Origin of the sequence: Kineococcus gypseus, from assembly GCF_050871305.1 — a bacterium.
Lineage (GTDB): Bacteria > Actinomycetota > Actinomycetes > Actinomycetales > Kineococcaceae > Kineococcus > Kineococcus gypseus.
The window spans coordinates 52,591-72,998 of the sequence record NZ_JBJLRD010000002.1 but is presented as its reverse complement, the minus strand read 5'-3'; the positions used below and the strand labels follow the sequence as shown (position 1 = coordinate 72,998).

The following is a 20,408-nucleotide window of genomic DNA, read 5'->3' as shown; positions in this document are numbered from 1 at the left end:
CGGGCGCCGCGGGCCTAGGCTTCCGGGGTCCTCGCACTAGGCACGCGCATCAGGAGATCCCGCCGAGTGAGCCAGCCCACCGAGCAGCACCCCGCCGTGCAGCACCCCGACGGGCGGCACCCCGACGGGCAGGGGCCGGGCGCGGCGGACGAGCGCGCCGCCGAGCGCGCCGCCGCCGAGCACGCCGAGCAGGAGGTCGCGCTCGAGGACGCCCACGTCGGGCGGCTGTACGCGCGCCTGGACGAGCTGCGCGAGCAGACCGCCGCCCAGCTGGCCGAGGTGCGCCGCACCCGCGCCACCGGCACCCACCAGAACCGCTTCGAGCGCGACGCGTTCGCCACCCTGTACGAGGACCGCCTCTCGCAGCTGTGGTCGGTGGAGAACCGGCTGTGCTTCGGGCGCCTGGACCTGCGCCCGGGTACCGAGACCCCGCGCCGCTACGTCGGGCGGCTGGGCCTGTCCGACGAGCGCGGCGAGCAGCTGCTGGTGGACTGGCGCGCCCCGGCGGCGCAGGACTTCTACCAGGCCACCGCCGCCGCCCCGCGCGACGTGGTGCGCCGCCGCCACCTGCTGACCAAGGGCCGGCACGTCACCGCCGTCGACGACGAGGTGCTCGTGGCCTCCGAGGGCGGACGCACCACGGGCGACGCGGCGCTGCTGGCGGCGGTGAGCGCCCCGCGCACCGGGCGCATGACGGACATCGTCGCCACCATCCAGGCCGAGCAGGACCGGGTCATCCGCGCCTCCGAGCGCGGGGTGCTCGTCGTGCAGGGCGGGCCGGGCACCGGCAAGACGGCCGTGGCGCTGCACCGCACCGCCTACCTGCTCTACACCCACCGCGACCGCCTGGCCCGCAGCGGCGTGCTGCTGCTGGGCCCCAGCCCGGTGTTCCTGCGCTACGTCGAGCAGGTCCTGCCCGCCCTGGGCGAGACGGGCGTGGTGACGATGACGCTGGGCGAGCTGTTCCCCGGCGTCGCCGCCCGCGGCACCGACTCCCCGCGAGCCGCGCGCGTGAAGGGCTCGCCGGTCATGGTCGACGTGCTCGCCGCCGCCGTGGCCGCGCGCCAGCGCGTGCCCGAGCGGGCGGTGCGCCTGGAGCTCGACGGCGCGCGCGTGCTGCTGCGCCCGGAGGCGGTCGCCTCCGCGCGCACCCGCGCGCGCCGCAGCCGCCGCCCCCACAACGGCGCCCGCGCGCTGTTCGTGCGCGAGGTGCTCGGCTCGCTGGCCCAGCAGCTGGCCCGCGCCCGCGGGGTGGACCTGGCCGAGGAGCGCGAGGACCTGCTCACCGAGCTGCGCGAGTCCGTCGACGTGCGCCGCGAGGTGAACCTGTGCTGGATGCCGCTGACGCCGCAGAAGGTGCTCGCGGGGCTGTACCGCTACCCCGGTCAGCTCGAGCGCGCCGCACCGCAGCTGACGCGCGCGGACCGCGAGGCGCTGCACCGCGCGGACGCCGAGGCGTGGAGCGAGGCGGACGTGCCGCTGCTGGACGAGCTGGCCGAGCTGCTCGGGCCGCTGGAGGAGGGCCGCGCCTCCGAGGAGGCCCGGCGCGCCGACCGCGAGGACCAGCTGGCGTACGCGCGCAAGGTGCTCGAGGACTTCGAGGCCTCCGGGGTGGGCAACCCGCTGGTGACCCCGGAGCTGCTGGCCGACCGCTTCGCCGGCGAGGGCCCCTCGGGCTCGGTGGCCGAGCGCGCGGCCGCGGACCGCACGTGGGCGTACGGGCACGTCGTCGTCGACGAGGCGCAGGAGCTGTCGGCGATGGCCTGGCGCCTGGTGGAGCGGCGCTGCCCGGCGCGCTCGATGACGCTGGTGGGCGACGTGGCGCAGACGTCGAACCCGGCCGGGGCGCGCAGCTGGGCCGAGGCCCTGCAGCCGGTGGTCGGCGAGCGCTGGCGGCTGGAGGAGCTGACGGTCAACTACCGCACCCCGGCGCGCATCGCGCGGGTGGCCGCGGAGGTGCTGCGCGCGGCGGGCGTGGACGCGCGCCCGCCCACGCCGGTGCGCGAGGGCGACGCGGACCCGGTGGCCGTGCGCCTGGACGGGCCCGGCGACGCCGCCGGCGTCGTGGCCGCCGTGCGCGCGGTGCTCGGCGAGCTCGCCGAGGGCCGGGTGGCCGTGCTCACCGCGCACGAGGACGGCCCGCTGGGCTCGGACGCGCTGCGCGCGGCGGTGGCGCGCGCCCTGGAGCCGGGGGCGGTGGCCGCCTCCCCCGACGACCTGGACGCGCGGGTGGGCGTGCTGGACGTGCACCGCGCCAAGGGCCTGGAGTTCGACGTCGTCGTGCTCGTGGAGCCGGCCGCGGTGCTGCGCCGCCCGCGCGGCGCCAACGACCTGTACGTGGCCCTGACGCGCGCCACGCAGCGGCTGGTGGTGCTGCACGCCGAGGACCTGCCGGCCTCGATGACCTCGATGGCCCCGGTGAGCGCGCCGACCGCGGCGACCGGGCCGACCGGGCTCGCCGCGCGCTGAGGCGCGCGGCGGGGCCGGCCGGCGCCGGTGGGGCCAGTGGCGGCGGACCCCTGCCGCGTGTCGGTCCCGGGTGGTTGCCTGTGGCGGGTGACGATCCCCGCCCAGGCCCCCGCGCCCGTCCCGCCCGGTGAACCCCCCGCGCCCGGAGGGCCCGTCCCGCCCGGCGGCGGCTCCGCGGCCGCCGCCCTGGAGCCGCGGCTGGCCGCGCACCGCCGCGAGCTGACCGGCTACTGCTACCGCATGCTCGGCTCGGCGTTCGACGCCGAGGACGCCGTGCAGGAGACGATGCTGCGCGCCTGGCGCGGCGCGGACGGCTTCGAGGGCCGCTCCTCGCTGCGCTCGTGGCTGTTCCGCATCGCCACGAACGTGTGCCTGACGATGATCGAGGCGCGCGGGCGCCGGGCGCGGCCGATGGACCTGTCGGCCGCGGCCTGGGAGCCGGTGGAGGCCTCGCTGGCCGCCCGGCGCTCCGAGGACACCTGGCTGGAGCCGATGGTCGACACCCGGGTGCTGCCCGAGGGCGGGGACCCGGCCGACGTGGCGGTGGCCCGCGAGTCGATCCGCCTGGCGTTCGTCGCCGCGCTGCAGCACCTGCCCCCGCGCCAGCGGGCGGTGCTCGTGCTGCGCGACGTGCTGCGCTGGCGCGCCGAGGAGGTCGCCGGGCTGCTGGAGACGTCCACCGCCTCGGTCAACAGCGCCCTGCAGCGCGCCCGCGCCACGATGGCCTCGCGGCCCGGCGTCGGCCCCGACGCCCCCGGCGCCCCCGGCGCCGCGCGCGCCGCGGACCTCGACGCCGAGCACCGCGCGCTGCTGGAGCGCTACGTGCACGCCTTCGAGTCCTACGACATGGACGCCTTCGTCGCGCTGCTGGCCGAGGACGTCACCCAGAACATGCCGCCGTTCGAGATGTGGCTGGCGGGCCCGCGCGACGTGGTGCGCTGGATGACCGGGCCCGGGCGCGGCTGCCGCGGCTCGACGCTGGTGCGCGTGGACCTCAACGGCTCCCCCGCCTTCGCGCAGTACAAGCCGGGCCCGGACGGCGCGCTCGTGCCCTTCGCGTTCCAGGCGCTGGAGCTGCGCGGCGGGCGCATCGCGCACATCACGTCGTTCCTGGACACCCGCCTGTTCGCGCACTTCGGGGTGCCGGCGGCACCGCCGCGCTGAGGCGGGCGCGCCGCGGCCCACCTAGACTCCCCCGGATGCCCCCGGCCGCCCGCAGCAGCGCTCCCCGCACCCTCGCGGAGGACCTGCGCGCGCGCGACGACGACGAGCTCGCGGCCCTGTTCGCCGCGCGCCCGGACCTGGCGACGCCGCTGCCGACGACCACGACGGCGCTGGCCACCCGGGCCACCACCCGCGCCAGCGTGCAGCGGGCGCTGGACGGCCTGGACACCCCCGCGCTGCAGGTGGCCGAGGTGCTCGCCGTGCTGCCGGACCCCACCAGCGCCACCGCCGTCTCGCGGGCGTGGGGCGCGCGCGCCGGCGGGGTGCTGGCGCTGCTGCGCGCGCGGGCGCTGCTGTGGGGCCCGGACCGGCGCCTGCACCTGGTGCACGCCGTGCGCGACCTGCTCGGCCCGCACCCGGCGGGGCTGGGCCCGCCGCTGGCCGACGCGCTGGGCCGGCGCTCCCCGCAGCGCCTGGCGGAGCTGCTGGAGGACCTGGACCTGCCCGTCACCCACGACCCGGAGGCGGCCCTGCCGCGCCTGGCCGCGCACCTGGGCGAGCCGGCCGTGGTCGAGGCGCTGCTGGCCGGCGCCCCCGCCGGGGTGCGCGAGCTGCTGGCGCGGCTGACGTGGGGGCCGCCGGCGGGCTCGGTGGAGCGCGCCGACCGGCAGGTGCGCGCCGCGGCGGCCACCGGGCCGGTGGACTGGCTGCTCGCGCACGGGCTGCTGGCCGTCTCCGGGCCGGGCACGGTGGTGCTGCCGCGCGAGGTGGGCCTGGCGCTGCGCGGCGGGCGGGTGCACCGCAGCGCCGACCGCGAGCCGCCCGAGCCGGCCGTGCAGCGGCGCCGCCCCGAGCACGTGGCCGCCGCGTCCGCCGAGGCGGCGGCCACGGCCTGCCGGCTGGTGGAGGAGCTGGGGCTGCTGTGGGGCTCGGCCCCGCCGCCGGTGCTGCGCGCCGGCGGCGTGGGCGTGCGCGAGCTGCGCCGCACCGCCGCGGCGCTGGAGGTCGACGAGGCCACCGCCGCGCTGGTGGCCGAGGTCGCGCACCTGGCCGGGCTGGTCGCCGACGACGCCGAGGTGGAGCCGCGCTGGCTGCCCACCCCGGCGTTCGACGCCTGGCGCGAGGAGGGCGTGCCGGGGCGCTGGGTGGCGCTGGCGCGCCCGTGGCTGGGCTCGACGCGGGTGCCGGCGCTGGTCGGCACCCGCGACGCCAAGGACTCCCCGCGCAACGCGCTGGGACCGGACCTGGACCGCGGGGCGGCGCTGGCGGTGCGCCGCGCGGCGCTCGAGCAGCTCGCCGCGGCCGGCCCGGGCGGGGCCGTGGACGCCGACGAGCTGGCCGCCCGGCTGCGCTGGGACGCGCCGCGGCGCGCGGGGCGGCTGCGCGAGGACCTGGTGCGCTGGACGCTGCGCGACGCCGGGTGGCTGGGGGTGCTGGGCGCCGGGGCGCTCTCGCCGGCCGGGCGCGAGCTGCTCACCGGCGACGACGAGGGCGCGGCGCGCACCCTGGCGGCGGCGCTGCCCGCACCGGTGACCGAGGTGCTGCTGCAGGCGGACCTGACGGCCGTGGCGCCCGGCCCGCTGGAGTCGCACCTGGCGCAGCGGCTGGCGTCCCTGGCGCGGGTGGAGAGCCGCGGCGGCGCCACCGTCTACCGCTTCGACCCCGCGACGGTGCGCCGCGGCCTGGACGAGGGGCTGACGGCCGACGATGCGCTGCGCTTCCTCGCCGACGTCTCCGCCACGGGCGTGCCGCAGCCGCTGGAGTACCTGGTGCGCGACGTGGCCCGCCGGCACGGCCGGGTGCGGGTGGGCCGCGCGGGCAGCTACGTGCGCGCGGAGGACCCCGCGGTGCTGGCGGAGCTGCTCTCGGACCGCCGCTGCGCCCGGCTGGGCCTGCGCTCGCTGGCGCCGACGGTGCTGGCCGCCGAGGCCGAGGCCGACGAGGTGCTGGCGGTGCTGCGCGGCGCCGGGCTGGCGCCGGCCGCGGAGGGCCCCGGCGGGGAGCTGCTGGTGGGCCGGGCGGCGGTGCTGCGCAGCGGCCCGCGCGCGCTGCCGCGGCCGGTGACCGGCGAGCCGCCACCGCCGTCGCCGGCGCTGCTGTCGGCGGCGGTGCGCTCGGTGCGCGCCGGCGACGAGGACGCCGAGGCGGGCGAGCGCCGCCGCGCCGAGCACGTCGGCGCCCCGGCGCTGAGCCACCTGGACCCCGCCACGTCGCTGGCGCTGCTGCGCGACGCGGCCGCCGCCGGGCGGCCGGTGTGGATCGGCTACGTGGAGGCCGACGGCTCCCCGCGCCGGCACCTGGTGGAGCCGCTGGGCGTGGAGGGCGGGCGCGTGACCGCGGTCGACCGCGCGCACGCGGAGGTGCGCACCTTCTCCGTGCACCGCATCACCGGGGTGGCCCCGCAGGGCGGGTGAGCCGCGCGCGCGTCGGCTAGCGTCGTGCCCCGGTCGCGGCCGGGCGGTCGCGGCGGCACGGCGTCGGGAGGAGCGGGCTGTGAGCGGGTGGGGACGGGACGAGGAGCCGCGTGCGCCGTGGCCGGAGCCGGGCGCCGACCGGCTCCCCGACGCGCACGACCCCTACCGCGTGCACGAGCCCGCGCGCGCCCGGGACCCCTTCGGCACCCCCGACCCGTTCAGCGCCCCGGACCTGTTCGGCACCCCCGACCCGTTCAGCGCCCCGGACCCCTCCGGGGCACCGGCACCCCCCGGGCCGCCGCAGCGGCACCGGCCGGGTGCGGACCCCGCCGGCGCACCGCTGCGCAACGAGGTGCTCGGCGACGGGTACGGGTACGGGCACGGGTCCGTCCCCGTGGCCGGCGCGGCGCAGGCGGTGCTGTGGACGGCCGTCGGGGGCCTGCTGCTGGTGCTCACGGGCACGGGCTGGATCGCGGCGGTGGTGGCGCTGGCGGTGGCGCCCGGGGCGCGCCGGCGGGTCCTCGCCTCCGGCGGCGCCCGGCGCGGGCTGGGGCACGTGCTGGCCGGGAAGGTGGTCGCCTGGGCGACGATCGCGCTGACGGTGCTGCTGGTGGTGGCCCTGGTGGCTCTGCTGCGCCTGCTCGACGGCCCGGGCCCGCTCGTGCCCGGCCCCTGGGGCGGGCCCTGGGGCGGGCCCTGGGACGGCCCCTGGCAGGGCCCTGCCGGTGGGGCCCCGCCGGGCACGACCGCGGTGTGAGCGTGCTCACGCGCACCGCGCCCGCGCGCCGCGGAAGCACCCGGCGCGGGCGGGGGTTGGAGCAGCTGTGACCGACGGCCCCCTCATCGTCCAGAGCGACAAGACGCTGCTGCTGGAGGTCGACCACGCGCGCGCCGGCGAAGCGCGCGCGGCCATCGCCCCCTTCGCCGAGCTCGAGCGCGCCCCCGAGCACGTGCACACCTACCGCCTGACCCCGCTGGGGCTGTGGAACGCGCGCGCGGCCGGGCACGACGCCGAGCAGGTCGTCGACACCCTGCTCGAGTTCTCCCGCTACGCGGTGCCGCACGCCCTGCTGGTCGACGTCGCCGAGACCATGGCCCGCTACGGGCGCCTGCAGCTGGTGGCCGACCCCGCCCACGGGCTGGTGCTGCACGCGCTGGACGTTCCCGTGCTCGAGGAGGTCCTGCGCAGCCGACGCGTCGCGCCGATGCTGGGCGAGCGCGTGGCGCCGGACACCGTCGCGGTGCACCCCAGCGAGCGCGGCAACCTCAAGCAGGCGCTGCTGAAGCTGGGCTGGCCGGCGGAGGACCTCGCCGGCTACGTCGACGGCGAGGCGCACCCCATCGAGCTGGCCGAGGACGGCTGGTCGCTGCGGCCCTACCAGTCCGAGGCCGTGGAGGGCTTCTGGCACGGCGGCTCGGGCGTGGTGGTGCTGCCGTGCGGGGCGGGCAAGACGGTGGTGGGCGCCGGCGCGATGGCGCGGGCGAAGGCCACCACGCTCATCCTGGTGACGAACACCGTCTCGGCGCGGCAGTGGCGCGACGAGCTGATCAAGCGCACCTCGCTGACCGAGGACGAGATCGGCGAGTACTCCGGGGCCCGCAAGGAGATCCGCCCGGTGACGATCGCCACCTACCAGGTGGTGACCACGAAGCGGAAGGGCACCTACCCGCACCTGGAGCTGTTCGACGCGCGCGACTGGGGCCTGATCGTCTACGACGAGGTGCACCTGCTGCCCGCGCCGATCTTCCGGATGACCGCCGACCTGCAGGCGCGCCGGCGCATCGGCCTGACCGCCACGCTGGTGCGCGAGGACGGCCGCGAGGGCGACGTGTTCTCCCTCATCGGCCCCAAGCGCTACGACGCGCCGTGGAAGGACATCGAGGCGCAGGGCTACATCGCCCCGGCCGACTGCGTGGAGGTGCGCGTCACCCTGCCCGACGGCGAGCGCCTGGCGTACGCCACCGCCGAGGACGACGAGCGCTACCGGCTGTGCTCGACCTCGCCGGCGAAGTCGCGGGTCGTGGAGAAGCTGGTGGCCCAGCACGCCGGGGAGCCCACCCTGGTGATCGGGCAGTACATCGACCAGCTCGACGACCTCGCCGCGCGCCTGGACGCCCCCGTCATCAAGGGCGACACCTCCGTCAAGGAGCGCCAGCGCCTCTTCGAGGCCTTCCGCCAGGGCGAGATCACCACGCTGGTGGTCTCGAAGGTGGCGAACTTCTCCATCGACCTGCCCGAGGCGAAGGTCGCCATCCAGGTCTCGGGCTCGTTCGGCTCGCGCCAGGAGGAGGCCCAGCGCCTGGGCCGGGTGCTGCGCCCCAAGGGCGACCACGGCTCGGCGCGCTTCTACACCGTCGTCTCGCGCGACACCAAGGACCAGGACTTCGCCGCGCACCGCCAGCGCTTCCTGGCCGAGCAGGGCTACGCCTACCGCATCGTCGACGCCGACGACATCGACGGCGGCGTGCCGGACGCGGACGGGGTGCTGCCGGGCAGCTGAGCCCGGCGCTCAGCGCGCCGCGAGCCGCCGCAGCTGCTCGTCGGTGGTGGGGCGGGCCCGGCCGCCCTGCTCCAGCGCGCGCACCAGCAGCTCGGCCGGGGCGGCGTCGGCGTCGGCGCGCGCCTGCAGCCAGCCGCGCAGGCCGTCGGGGCGGTTGGTGATCAGGCCGTCCACGCCGGCGTCGACCAGCGCGCGCCACAGCACCGGCTCGTCCACCGTCCACGACCACACGGCCAGGCCGGCGGCGTGCAGCTCGGCGACGGCGGCCGGGCGGGCCACCAGGGAGGCCACGGAGGGGTTGCAGGCGATGACGCCCAGGTCGCGGCGCAGCGCGCGGCCCTGGGCCAGGGCGTCGGCGGCGGGCTCCTCCAGCAGCACCGCGCGGCGCACCCCGGGGGCGACGTCCTGCACGTGCGCCAGGGTGCTCACCTCGAAGCTCTGCACGACGACCTGGTCCACCGCGCCGGCGCGGCGCACGTCGGCCAGCGCGCCGGCCACCTGCGCGGCGGACCAGCGGCCCTTCAGCTCCAGCAGCAGCTGCGCGCCGGGGTGCTCGTGCAGCAGGTCGAGCAGGTCGGCCAGCAGCGGCACGCGCTGGCCGCGGTAGGCCGGGGAGAACCACGCGCCGGCGTCCAGGCGGGCCAGGTCGGTGGTGGACAGCTCCGCCACGCGCCCGCGCCCGCCGGTGGTGGCGGCCACGTCCTCGTCGTGGATGAGCACGGCGGCGCCGTCGGCGGCCGGGTGCAGGTCGGTCTCGACCACGTCGGCGCCGCAGCGCAGCGCGGCCTCGAACGCGGCCAGGGTGTTCTCCGGCGCCACCGAGGAGTAGCCGCGGTGGGCGACGACGAGCGGGGCTGCGGGGGGCGGGGTGAGCCGTGCGGCGCTGACCACAGCCCCACGCTGACCCCGGCGCGCGTCGGGCGGGTCACCTGCGGGCGAACGCCCCGTGACGGCTCCCTGACCGGTGTGCACCACGAGCTCCTCCTCGTCCCGCCGCCGGGCGCCGCCCGCCGGGTCCGCCCGGGAGCATCGGCACGCGCGCGGCGCAGCTGGAGCCCCCGGCCGCGACGGCGCCCGCGGTCGCTGCGCCGAACGGGTCCGCCTGCCCGGGGCGCGGTCAACCCCGCCGCCGCGCGGGCCGATCCAGCGGGGGTGAACGCAGACCGCTGGGTGTCCGTGGGCGTCGCCACCGCCGGTGACGACGTCGCCGCCGCCACCGCCCGCGCCGTCGAGCGCGCCCGCGCCGGGCGCGAGGCCGCGCTGCTGCTGGTGATGGCCCGCTGGGAGCTGGACCTGGCCGCCGTGGCGGCCGGCGCCTGCGACGCCGCCGGCGGTGCCGCCGTGGTTGGCACGAGCACCGCCACGGTCTTCGCGCGCGGCGGGCAGGAGGCCGCCGACGTCGTCGTCACCGCGGTGGGCGGGCCGGGCCTGAGCGCGCGCAGCGCGGTGAGCACCGCCGCCGACCCGTACGAGCGCGGCGCGCAGGCCGTGGCGGCCTGCGGCGGCGCCGAGCGCGCGCACTCCACCGTGCTGCTGCTGCCCTCGGGCACCGACGGCCAGCAGCAGGCCGTGGTGCGCGGCGCCTACTCCGAGCTGGGCCCGTCCGTGCCGCTGGTCGGCGGCGGCTCCGACGGCGACGTCCCCGGCCGGCGCACCTGGCAGCTGCACGGGCGCGAGGTGGTCGAGGACGGCCTGGTCGTGGTGCGCCTGGACACCGACCGCCCGCTGGGCGTGGGCACCGGGCACGGGCTGGCGCGCGTGGGCGAGCCGATGGTCGTCACCGACTCCGACGGGCTGACCGTGCGCGGCCTGGACGGGCGCCCGGCGCTGGACGCCTACCTGGAGCGCCTGGGCGTGGACGCCGGCGCCGGGCTGGACGCGGCCGCGCTGGCGCCGCTGGGCTTCGCGCACCCGCTGGCCCTGGTGCGCCGGCGCCGCGAGGAGGTGCGCACGGTCGTGGCCGTGGACCCGGCCGAGCGCACGCTCGCGTTCGTCTCCGAGGTGCCCCAGGGCAGCCTGGTCTCCGTCATGGGCGGCGGCCAGGACGACATGCTCGGCGGGGCGGTCAGCGCCTGCGCCGACGCCGTGGCGGGCCTGGGCGGCGGCGAGGTGGCCGGCATGGTCGTCTTCAGCTGCATCGCCCGGCGCGAGCTGCTCAGCCACGAGGGCCGCCTGGGCGAGGCGCGCGCGGCGCTGGAGGCGGCCGCCGGGCCCGAGGTGGTCCTGAACTACAGCTGCGGCGAGATCGCCCGGGTCTCCGGCGCGGCGGGCTGCCACAACCAGACCGTCGTCGCGCTGGCGCTGTGAGCGGGCCGGGGGGCGCGGGGTGAACGGGGCGGAGCAGGAGGCGCTCGGGCAGCGGGGGCTGCAGCTCGTGGAGCTGCTCGTGGCGCTGGCGCGCGCCGGCGGGCCGCGGGCGATGGGCGCGTGCGCGGCGCAGTGGACCGCCGACCAGCTCGACAGCGAGGTCGTCGCCGTGCTGCGCGAGGGGCGGGTGCTCTCCGCGGTGGGGCTGCCCGGCGGCGGCGGCAGCGCCGCCGCCGCGCTGGCCGCGGCCGCGGACGCGGGCGCCGGCGCGGTGGACCTGCCGGGCCTGCCCGGCGCGCACCTGCTGCAGGCGGAGGTGCCGCACCCGCTGAGCCCGGCGAGCCTGGTCGTCGCGCGCGCCGAGGAGCCCTTCGACGCCACCGAGCGGCTGCTGCTGCTGGGCGTGGGGCGCCTGCTGGGGCAGGCCGTGCAGTCGGCGCAGGCGCTGGGCCGCGAGCGCGAGCAGCGCGAGCGCAGCGAGCGGCTGGCCGCCGAGCGCGAGGAGCTGCTGGGCACCCTGCGCGAGCGCGAGCTGGTGCTGAGCACCCTGCTGACGCTGCAGCGCGCCATCTCGCACCGCCGCCCGCTGGAGGAGGTGCTGGACCTGCTGTGCGACGGCGCGCGGCGCGTGCTGGGCGGGCAGGCGGTCGCGGTGGTGCTGGAGAACCCCCTGCACCCCGGGCGCCTGGAGGTGCGCGCGCACGGCGGCGGCACCGGCGCGCCCTCGTGCCCGCAGCTGGACGCGCACGCGGCCGAGGCCGTCGGCGCGGACGCGGGCGCGGCCGGCGGGCACGGGGCGTGCCGCTGGCGCGCGGCGCCGGTGCGCGCGCACGACCGCGCGGTCGGCGCGCTCGTCGTGATCGACGGCGAGGCGCCGGTGGCCCCGGGCGCGGACCACCTGCTGACGACGTTCACCGAGCACGCCGGCGTGGCGCTCAACGACGCCTACACCGCGCGCAGCCTGCGCGAGTCGTTCTACGACCAGCTGACGCGGCTGCCGAACCGGGCGCTGTTCCTGGACCGGCTGGCCGCCGCGGTGCAGGACGGCGAGGCCGCCGGCGAGCCGCCGGCGCTGCTGTTCCTGGACCTGGACGGGTTCAAGGCCGTCAACGACCGCCACGGCCACGCCGCCGGGGACGCGGTGCTGCAGGCGTGCGCGGAGCGCGTGCGCGAGTGCCTGCGCCCGGAGGACACCGCCGCGCGCCTGGGCGGGGACGAGTTCGCCGTGGTGCTGCGGGGCACCGGCGTGGACGGCGCCCGGCGGGTCGCCGAGCGGCTGCTGGCGCAGCTGCGGCGGCCGGTGGAGCACGAGGGCCGCGCGCTGCACGTCGGCTGCAGCATCGGCGTGGCCGCGCCCGGCCACGAGGGCACCACCGCGCAGACGCTGCTGCGCGACGCCGACACCGCCATGTACGCGGCCAAGAGCGCCCCGCGCCCGGCGCAGAGGCCGACGGTGGCGCTGTTCGAGCGCTCCCTGCGCGAGGCGCGCGCGGACCGCCTGGAGCTGGAGGCGGACCTGGCGTGCGCGGCGCGCGAGGGCCAGCTGGTGCTGCACTACCAGCCGACGGTGCGCCTGTCCGACGGCGCCACCACCGGCGTGGAGGCGCTGGTGCGCTGGCGGCACCCGCGCCGCGGCCTGCTCTTCCCCGACCGCTTCATCGGCGTGGCCGAGGAGAGCGGCGCCATCGACGCGGTGGGCAGCTGGGTGCTGCGCGAGGCGTGCGGGCAGGTCGCCGCCTGGCGCGCGTGCGCACCCGGTGCCGCCGACCTGACCGCGGCGGTGAACCTGTCGGTGGCGCAGCTGCGCCCCGGGCTGGTGCAGGAGGTGCTCGGCGTGCTGCGCGACACCGGCCTGCCCGCCGGGGCGCTGGTGCTGGAGGTCACCGAGACGGTCCTGGTGCGCGAGGGCGAGGACGCGCGCGACGTGCTGGCGCAGCTGCGCGCGCACGGCGTGCGCATCGCCGTGGACGACTTCGGCACCGGCTACTCCTCGCTGTCGTACCTGCGCCAGCTGCCGGTGGACGTGCTGAAGGTGGACCGCTCGTTCGTGCAGGCGATGAGCCGCGGGGAGGACACCGCGGTGGTGCGCACCATCGTCGGGCTGGCCGAGGCGCTGGGCCTGGAGACGGTGGCCGAGGGGGTGGAGAGCGCCGAGGACGCGCGGGCGCTGCGGGGCCTGGGGTGCGACCAGGCGCAGGGGTACCACTGGTCGCGCCCGGTGCCGGCGGCGGAGCTGACGGCCCGCTGGACGGCGCCGGCCGCGGTCGCGTCCTGATGCCGGCACCCGGTCGAGCTCCCGGTCCGGCTCCCGGCTGGGCGCGCCGGCCGTGGACGACCGCGCCCGTGCGGGCGGTGGCGGCGCCGATGCCGCTGGTGGAGCCGGTGATCAGGACGGTGCGGGTTCCCGCTGCGGTGGTCACGGGCCCCGGTCGACCCGGCCGGCGCGGCGGGCACCAGGGCGCGCGCTGCCTGGTCACGCCACGACCAGGCCCGGTCCGGGGGCGCGCTCCTACGCTGGGCCGGTGCCCGAGCACCGCCGCGACGACCGCTCCGCGCTGGGGGCGTTCCTGCGCTCCCGGCGCGACCGCCTGACCCCCGCGCAGGCGGGCATCACGGCCTTCCCCGGCCCGCGCCGGGTGCCGGGCCTGCGCAAGGAGGAGCTGGCCCCGCTGGTCGGGCTGAGCCCGGACCACTACAGCCGCCTGGAGCAGGGGCGCCAGCGCGCGGTCGGCGAGGACGTGCTCGAGGCGCTGGCGCGGGCGCTGCAGCTCGACGACGTCGAGCGGGCCCACCTGCGCGACCTGGCCGCCCCGGCCGCGCGCCGGCGCTGGAGCGGACCGGAGGCCCCCCAGCGCCCCGACCCAGGGATGCTGCGCCTGATGGGCGCGCTGGAGCACGTGCCGGTGCTGCTGCTGGGGCGCCGCTCGGAGGTCCTGGCGCGCAACGCGCTGCTGAGCGAGGTGCTGGGGTTCCCCGCGGAGCCGGGCTCCTCGCTCGCGCGCTGGCTGTTCCTGGACCCCGCTGCGCGGGTGCGGCTGGCGAACTGGGCCGAGTTCGCCCCCGCCGCGGTCGGGGCGCTGCGCTACGAGGTGGGCCGCCACCCCGAGGACCGCCGCCTGGCCGCATTCGTGGACGAGGTGCGCCGCGCCGACCCCGACCTCGCGCGCTGGTGGGACGACCAGCGGGTCACCTTCCGCACCTCGCTGACCAAGCACGTCGCGCACCCCGCCGCCGGCCCGCTCACCTTCGGCATCGAGACCCTCGTCAGCCCGCACGACCCCGACCAGAGCCTGATCGTCTACACCGTCGAGCCCGACTCGCCCACGGCGCGGGTGCTGCCGGTCCTGGCCAGCTGGGCGGGAGCGGCGGCGCCCCCGCACCGTCCCGCCGGCGAGCGCGGGGGCGCGGTGGCGGACGAGCTCAGGGGCGCTGGGCGGCGGGGCGGACCACGACCTCGTTGACGTCGACGTCGCCCGGCTCGCCGACCGCGTAGGCGACCGCGCGCCCGATCGCCGAGGGCGCGATGGCGCTGCGGCGGTACTCGACCATCCCCGCGCTGGCCACCGGGTCGGTGATGTGCTGAGCCAGCTCGCTCTGCACCACCCCGGGGCTGATGGTCGTGGCGCGCACCGTCGGCGGCAGGTCCTGGCGCAACCCCTCCATCAGCGCCCACACCGCGTGCTTGGTGGCGCAGTACACCGCGGCGGTGGGCACGACCTCGTGCGCCCCGATCGAGGCGGTGGTCACGAAGTGCCCCGAGCCCTGGCGCAGGAAGTGCGGCAGGGCCGCGGCGATCCCGTGCAGGACGCCCTTGACGTTGACGTCGACCGTGCGGTCCCACTCCGCGGTCAGCAGCGAGGTCATCGAGGACAGCAGCATGACGCCGGAGTTGCCCACCAGGACGTCGAGGCGGCCGTGCTCGGCGACGACCGCCTCGACCACCCGCGCGTACGCCTGCGGGTCGGTGACGTCCAGGACCGCGGTCGAGGCGCTCCCCCCGGCGCCGGTGATCTCGGCGGTGACCCGTGCGAGCCGTTCGGCCCGGCGGGCGGCGAGGACGACGTGGTGCCCGGCCGCGGCCAGCTCCCGGGCGACGGCCTCGCCGATCCCGCTGGAGGCGCCGGTGACGAGGACGATCCTGCGCGCGGTGGTGCCGGTGCGCGCGGTGGTGCCGCTCTGTTCGCTCATGCCCACGACGGTGCCCGCGCGCGCGGCTCCGGGGGAGACCGCGTCGAGGGTGGTAGCGCCACGGCCACCCTCGCCGGGCTACCGCGCACTACCGTGCAGGGGTTCGCGAACGGAGGACGGTGAGGGTGTGGACGGCCTGGGGCAGTACCTGCGCGCACGCCGCGGCGAGCTCTCCCCCGCCGACGCCGGCCTGCCGGCCGGTGCGCGCCGGCGGGTGCCGGGCCTGCGCCGCAGCGAGGTCGCCCTGCTGGCCGGCATCAGCGTCGAGTACTACGTGCGCCTGGAGCAGGGCCGCGAGCGCAACCCCTCACCGGCCGTGCTCGACTCCCTGGTCGCGGCGCTGCACCTGACCCGCGACGGCGCCGAGCACCTGTACCGGCTGGCGGGCATGGCCCCCGGCGTCCCCGCCGGCGGCGCCGCCGGTCCCGAGCGGGTCGACCCGCGGCTGGTGGAGCTGCTGCACGCCTGGCCGGCGACCCCCGCGCTGGTGCTCGGGCGCGCCCTGGACGTGCTGGCGGCCAACGCCCTGGCCGAGGAGCTGTTCTGCGCCTTCCCGACGACCCGCAACCTCGTCGAGCTCGTCCTCCTCGATCCGCTGGCGCGCTCGCTGTACCCCGAGCGCGACGTCGTGGCGCGCGACACCGTCGCCGCGCTGCGCCTGGCCGACGGCGCGCACCCCGGCGACGCGCGCATCCGCGCGGTCCGGGAGCGGCTGGGCGACGACCCGCGGTTCGCCCGGGCGTGGGACCGCCACGACGCGCGCGGCAAGACCGCCGAGCGCAAGAGGTTCGCGCACCCCCAGGCGGGCGAGCTGACGCTGCACGTGCAGGCGTTCGACGTGCGCGGGTCGGTCGGGCAGCAGCTCGTGGTCTACCACGCCGCCGCGGGCTCCCCCAGCGCGGACGGGCTGGCGCTGCTGGGTATCCTGGCAGCCCAGCGCACCGCCGCGCGCGCGCCCTCGGACGCGGGTCCGGCGTAGCGGCGCGCCGACGCCGCTGCGCAGGCCCGACTCAGGCCCCGCTCAGAGACCGCTCAAACACCGGCCAGGCCCCGGCGGCGCAGCAGCGGCTCGATGCGCGCGTCGCGGCCGCGGAAGTCGCGGTACGCCTGCAGCGGGTCCACGCTGCCGCCGCGCGAGAGCAGCGCGGCGCGGAACCGCTCGCCGTTCTCGCGGCGCAGCCCGCCGTTCTCGGCGAACCACTCCACGGTGTCGGCGTCGAGGACCTCGCTCCACACGTAGGAGTAGTACGCCGCCGCGTACCCGCCGCCGAAGACGTGGTGGAAGTACGTGCTGCGGTAGCGCGGGGGCACCGCCTCCAGCGCCACCCCGGCCTCGGCCAGCGCCGCGGCCTCGAAGCGCTCGACGTCCTCGGGCACCGCTGCGTCGAGCGCCCCGGGGGCGATCCGGTGCCAGGCGGTGTCCAGCAGGGCGGCCGCCAGGTACTCCAGCGTGGAGAAGCCCTGCCCGTGGGCGCGCGCGGCGCGCAGGCGCTCCGCCGCGCCCTCCGGCAACGGTTCACCGGTGGCGTGGTGGCGCGCGTAGCGCTGCAGCACCTCGGGCTCGAAGCCCCAGAACTCGTTGACCTGGGAGGGGAACTCCACGAAGTCGCGCGGCACGTTCGTGCCGGAGAAGCGCGGGTAGCGCACGTCGGAGAGCAGCCCGTGCAGCGCGTGGCCGAACTCGTGGAAGAGGGTCTCGACCTCGTCGACGGTGAGCAGGGTCGGCTCCCCGGCCGCCGGGCGCGGCACGTTCAGGCAGTTCACCACCACCGGCGCGGTGCCCAGCAGCCGGGACTGGTCGCTGAACGAGCTCATCCACGCCCCGCCGCGCTTGGACTCGCGCGCGTACGGGTCGAACAGGTACAGCCCGAACGGGCCGTCCTCGCCGGAGACCTCGAACACGCGCACGTGCCCGGAGTAGACGGGCAGGTCGGTGCGCTCGGCGAAGGAGAGCCCGTACAGCGCCGAGGCCGTGGCGAACACCCCGTCGAGGAGGACCCGTTCCAGCTCGAACCAGGGGCGCAGCGCCTCGGCGTCCACGGCGAAGCGCTCGCGGCGCTGGCGGGCGGCGTAGTGCGCCCAGTCCCACGCGCGCAGCGGCGCCGCCTCGCCGTCCGCGACGAGCAGCTCGGTCAGCTCCGCCTGCTCCGCGCGGGCGTTGGCGACGGCGGCCGGGGCCAGCCGGCGCAGCATCGCCTCGGCGGCCGCGGCGTCGCCGGCGGTCTCGTCGGCCACCACCCAGGAGGCGTGGTCGGCGAAGCCCAGCAGCCGCGCCCGCTCCGCGCGCAGCGCGGCGATCCGCTGCAGCAGGGCGCGGGTGTCGTGGGCGCCGCCGCGGCCGCCGCGCGAGACCGAGGCGCGGTGCACGCGCTCGCGCGAGGAGCGCCGGCGCAGCAGCTCCAGCACGGGCTGGCCGGTGGGCAGGGACAGCGCCAGCAGGTACCCCTGCACGCCGCGGGAGCGGGCGGCCTCGGCGGCGCGGGCCAGCTCCGCGGCCGGCAGGCCCTCCAGCTCGGCGGCGTCCTCGAAGCGCACCGCCAGGTCGTTGGTGTCGGCCAGCAGCTCCACGTCGAAGCGGGTGGCCAGCGCGCTCAGCTGCGCGTTCAGCTCCCGCAGCCGCTGCGCGCCCGCCCCCTCCAGCAGGGCCCCGGAGCGGGCGGCGTCGGAGTGCAGCCGCTCCAGCAGCCGGCGCGCCTCGGCGTCCAGGTCCGCCGGCGGGTCCTCGCGCAGCGCGCGCACCCGCGCCAGCACGCGCGGGTCCAGGCGCACCGCGTCGTGGTGGGCGGCCAGCCGCGGCGCCCACTCCTCCTGCACCGCGCGCAGGGCGTCGTCGGCGTCGGTGCCCGTGAGGTTCCAGAACACCGCCTCGGCGCGCGCCAGGCGCTGCCCCGCCGACTCCAGCGCGTCGAGGAACGCGGCGGCGGGCGGGTCCGCGGCGATCAGCTCGTCGAGCTCGGCCAGGTGGGCGGCCACGCCCGCCTCGAAGGCGGGCGCGAAGTGCTCCGGGCGCACGCGGTCGAACGGCGGCAGCCCGAACGGCAGGTCGCTCGCGGTGGCGAAGGGGTCCTCGCCGTCCGGCGCCGCGGGGCCGGCGGATCGCTCGTTCGCAGCGTTCGGCGTCATGCGGTGATCCTGCCGCAACCCCCCGTGGAGCGGCGAGGAAGGCAAGGCTCACCGTGCTCGCGACTGGTCATCGACGGTTCACCCGCCGGTCACCCGCTGGTGGTCTTCGACGGGCTTCGTCGTCCCTACCGTGCGCCGCGCACGGCCGCCGCTCGGCGGCCCGCGGCCGGGGTCCCCGGCCGATCGCGATGCCCCGAGGAGAACACCCCCGTGACGACGGACGCCTGCCGCCCGACGCTGGACCTGCTGCCCTACGCCCCCGCCGGGCGCCGCAGCCCGATGACGTGCCACTACCGCTGCGGCACCGCGTGCGCCAAGCCCGTGGCGAACACGACGGCCAACGCCTACTTCGGCGACGTCGTCCGCGCGGCCGTCTCCCGCCGCGGGGTGCTCGCCGGCCTGGTGGGCCTGGGCGTGGCCGGTGCGGCCGTGGCGCGCGCCCCGCACGCCAGCGCCGGCGCGCCCGGCGCGCCCGGACGCGGCCCGCACGGCGAGCCGGGCCACCAGATCGAGTTCTCCCCCATCGCGCCGGTGCCGGGCGAGTCCGACACCTTCGACGTGCCCGAGGGTTTCACCTGGAGCACCGTCATCTCCTGGGGCGACCCCATCCTGCCGGGCGCGCCGGAGTTCGACATCGACGCGCAGACCCCCGAGGCGCAGGCCGGGCAGTTCGGCTACAACAACGACTACACCGACGTGCTGCCGCTGGGCGGGAACCTCAACCGCGCGGTCCTCGTGTGCAACAACGAGTACAGCAACGAGGAGATCATGTTCCGCGGCTGGGCGGAGCAGGACGGGCCCACCGACGAGCAGCTGCGCACCGCCATGGCCGCGCACGGCATGTCGATCGTCGAGCTGCGCCGTCGCGGTCCCCGCGCGCCGTGGACCTACCTGCGCGACGGCCGCGTCAACCGCCGCATCACCCCGCACACCCCCATGCGGTTCACCGGCCCGGCCGCCGGCTCGCCGCTGCTGCGCACCTCCACCGACCCGCAGGGCCGCACCCCGGTGGGCACCTTCAACAACTGCGCCGGCGGGACCACCCCGTGGGGCACCGTCCTCTCGGGCGAGGAGAACTTCAACGGGTACTTCCGCGCCCCCGCCACCGCGACCGACCCGGCATACAAGCGCTACGGCATCGGCGGCGCCGGCCGCGGCTGGGACCGCGTCGACGCGCGCTTCGACACCGCCCGCGAGCCCAACGAGCCCAACCGCCACGGCTGGATCGTCGAGGTCGACCCGTACGACCCCACCTCGACCCCGCGCAAGCACACCGCCCTGGGCCGCCTGAAGCACGAGGGCGCCACCATCAGCATCGCCGCCGACGGGCGCGCGGTGGCGTACATGGGCGACGACGAGCGCTTCGACTACGTCTACAAGTTCGTCTCCAAGCGCAGGTACCGCGAGGGCGACCGCGAGAACAACCTGCGCCTGCTGGAGGAGGGTGACCTGTTCGTCGCCCGCTTCACCGGCGACGGCACCGGCGACGGCCGCTACGACGGCACCGGCGAGTGGGTCCCGCTCGTGCAGGGCGGCGTCTCGCGCGTGCCCGGCTTCTCCGTCGAGCGGGTGCTCGTGCACACCCGCCTGGCCGCCGACGTCGTGGGCGCCACCAAGATGGACCGCCCCGAGGACGTGCAGCGCAACCCGGTCAACGGCCGCGTCTACGTCGCCTGCACCAACAACACCCGCCGCGGCACCGGGACGAACCCGGGCGTGGACGAGGCGAACCCCCGCCCGGCCAACAAGGACGGTCACGTCGTGGAGATCACCGAGGAGCGCGACGACGCCGCGGCGACGCGCTTCTCGTGGAACCTCGTGCTGGTGTGCGGGGACCCGGTCGACGCCTCCACGTACTTCGGCGACGTGGACCGCTCGCTGGTCTCGCCGATCTCGTGCCCGGACAACCTGGCGTTCGACACCGCCGGGAACCTGTGGATCTCCACGGACGGCAGCACCCTGGGCACCAACGACGGTCTCTACGAGGTCGTCGTCGACGGCCCGGACCGCGGCCTGGTGCGGCAGTTCCTCTCCGTGCCCACCGGCGCGGAGACCTGCGGCCCCGTCATCCACCGCGACGGCACCGTGTTCGTCGCGGTGCAGCACCCCGGCGAGGTGGAGGGCGCCAGCGTCGACGCGCCGGCGTCGTTCTTCCCGTACGACGGCACGGGCCAGCCGCGCCCGTCGGTCGTGCAGGTGCACCGGGTCTGAGACCGGCCCGCCCGCGGGCGGGGGCGCCCCC

Annotated in this window: 13 protein-coding genes; 10 read left to right on the top strand and 3 right to left on the bottom strand. The window is 78.1% G+C overall.

Translation table 11 applies throughout. The features are described from left to right. The first annotated feature begins 66 nt into the window (after positions 1-66). The 5 genes from ACRYMN_RS00980 to ACRYMN_RS00960 all read left to right on the top strand — a co-directional run bounded on the left by ACRYMN_RS00980 (position 67) and on the right by ACRYMN_RS00960 (position 8,548). A complete protein-coding gene (locus tag ACRYMN_RS00980) occupies positions 67-2,469 on the top strand; it encodes a HelD family protein (RefSeq protein WP_432491028.1) in 2,403 nt (800 codons plus the stop codon). Positions 2,470-2,556: 87 nt separating this feature from the next. Next, positions 2,557-3,633, top strand: a complete 1,077-nt coding sequence (locus ACRYMN_RS00975) for a sigma-70 family RNA polymerase sigma factor (protein ID WP_432491026.1) — start codon at positions 2,557-2,559, stop codon at positions 3,631-3,633. A gap of 35 nt (positions 3,634-3,668) precedes the next feature. After that, positions 3,669-6,047 (top strand): helicase-associated domain-containing protein, encoded by a 2,379-nt coding sequence (locus tag ACRYMN_RS00970; protein ID WP_432491024.1) that lies wholly within the window; start codon positions 3,669-3,671, stop codon positions 6,045-6,047. A 79-nt stretch (positions 6,048-6,126) separates the two neighbouring features. After that, a complete protein-coding gene (locus ACRYMN_RS00965; protein ID WP_432491022.1) occupies positions 6,127-6,804 on the top strand; it encodes a hypothetical protein in 678 nt (225 codons plus the stop codon). 67 nt (positions 6,805-6,871) lie between these two features. Then, entirely contained in the window at positions 6,872-8,548 is a 1,677-nt protein-coding gene (locus ACRYMN_RS00960) for a DNA repair helicase XPB (RefSeq protein ID WP_432491020.1), read from the top strand. 9 nt (positions 8,549-8,557) lie between these two features. On the opposite strand, the gene ACRYMN_RS00955 is transcribed toward ACRYMN_RS00960, so the two are convergent. Further along, positions 8,558-9,439: a glycerophosphodiester phosphodiesterase gene (locus ACRYMN_RS00955; RefSeq protein ID WP_432491018.1), complete on the bottom strand. Its 882-nt coding sequence runs from the start codon at positions 9,437-9,439 to the stop codon at positions 8,558-8,560. Between the two features lie 261 nt (positions 9,440-9,700). Here ACRYMN_RS00955 and ACRYMN_RS00950 point away from each other — a divergent pair, with 261 nt between their 5' ends. The 3 genes from ACRYMN_RS00950 to ACRYMN_RS00940 all read left to right on the top strand — a co-directional run bounded on the left by ACRYMN_RS00950 (position 9,701) and on the right by ACRYMN_RS00940 (position 14,316). Next, on the top strand, positions 9,701-10,855 hold the full coding sequence (locus ACRYMN_RS00950) for an FIST signal transduction protein (protein ID WP_432491016.1): 1,155 nt from the start codon (positions 9,701-9,703) through the stop codon (positions 10,853-10,855). 19 nt (positions 10,856-10,874) lie between these two features. Next, on the top strand, positions 10,875-13,130 hold the full coding sequence (locus ACRYMN_RS00945; RefSeq protein ID WP_432491014.1) for a putative bifunctional diguanylate cyclase/phosphodiesterase: 2,256 nt from the start codon (positions 10,875-10,877) through the stop codon (positions 13,128-13,130). 247 nt (positions 13,131-13,377) lie between these two features. After that, a complete protein-coding gene (locus ACRYMN_RS00940) occupies positions 13,378-14,316 on the top strand; it encodes a helix-turn-helix transcriptional regulator (protein ID WP_432491012.1) in 939 nt (312 codons plus the stop codon). Here the strand turns inward: ACRYMN_RS00940 and ACRYMN_RS00935 are convergent. Continuing rightward, the gene (locus ACRYMN_RS00935) at positions 14,276-15,043 is read right to left on the bottom strand and encodes an SDR family oxidoreductase (protein WP_432491010.1); all 768 of its coding nucleotides are present in this window, start codon (positions 15,041-15,043) and stop codon (positions 14,276-14,278) included. The two genes, ACRYMN_RS00940 and ACRYMN_RS00935, sit on opposite strands and share 41 nt — an antisense overlap. A 127-nt stretch (positions 15,044-15,170) precedes the next feature. On the opposite strand from ACRYMN_RS00935, the gene ACRYMN_RS00930 reads away from it, so the two are divergent. Then, complete coding sequence (locus tag ACRYMN_RS00930) at positions 15,171-16,022, top strand: helix-turn-helix domain-containing protein (RefSeq protein WP_432491008.1); 852 nt, start codon at positions 15,171-15,173, stop codon at positions 16,020-16,022. Positions 16,023-16,075: 53 nt separating this feature from the next. Here ACRYMN_RS00930 and ACRYMN_RS00925 read toward each other — a convergent pair whose 3' ends face one another. Continuing rightward, complete coding sequence (locus tag ACRYMN_RS00925; protein WP_432491006.1) at positions 16,076-18,166, bottom strand: M3 family metallopeptidase; 2,091 nt, start codon at positions 18,164-18,166, stop codon at positions 16,076-16,078. Between the two features lie 279 nt (positions 18,167-18,445). On the opposite strand from ACRYMN_RS00925, the gene ACRYMN_RS00920 reads away from it, so the two are divergent. After that, entirely contained in the window at positions 18,446-20,377 is a 1,932-nt protein-coding gene (locus ACRYMN_RS00920; RefSeq protein WP_432491166.1) for a PhoX family protein, read from the top strand. The last annotated feature ends 31 nt before the right edge of the window (positions 20,378-20,408 follow it).

Bases quoted from the DNA above. Each gene is read 5' to 3' on its own strand.
- ACRYMN_RS00970 (WP_432491024.1), top strand. From the start codon at position 3,669: ATGCCCCCGGCCGCCCGCAGCAGCGCTCCCCGCACCCTCGCGGAGGAC.
- ACRYMN_RS00925 (WP_432491006.1), bottom strand. From the start codon at position 18,166: ATGACGCCGAACGCTGCGAACGAGCGATCCGCCGGCCCCGCGGCGCCG.
- ACRYMN_RS00920 (WP_432491166.1), top strand. From the start codon at position 18,446: ATGACGTGCCACTACCGCTGCGGCACCGCGTGCGCCAAGCCCGTGGCG.
- ACRYMN_RS00935 (WP_432491010.1), bottom strand. From the start codon at position 15,043: ATGAGCGAACAGAGCGGCACCACCGCGCGCACCGGCACCACCGCGCGC.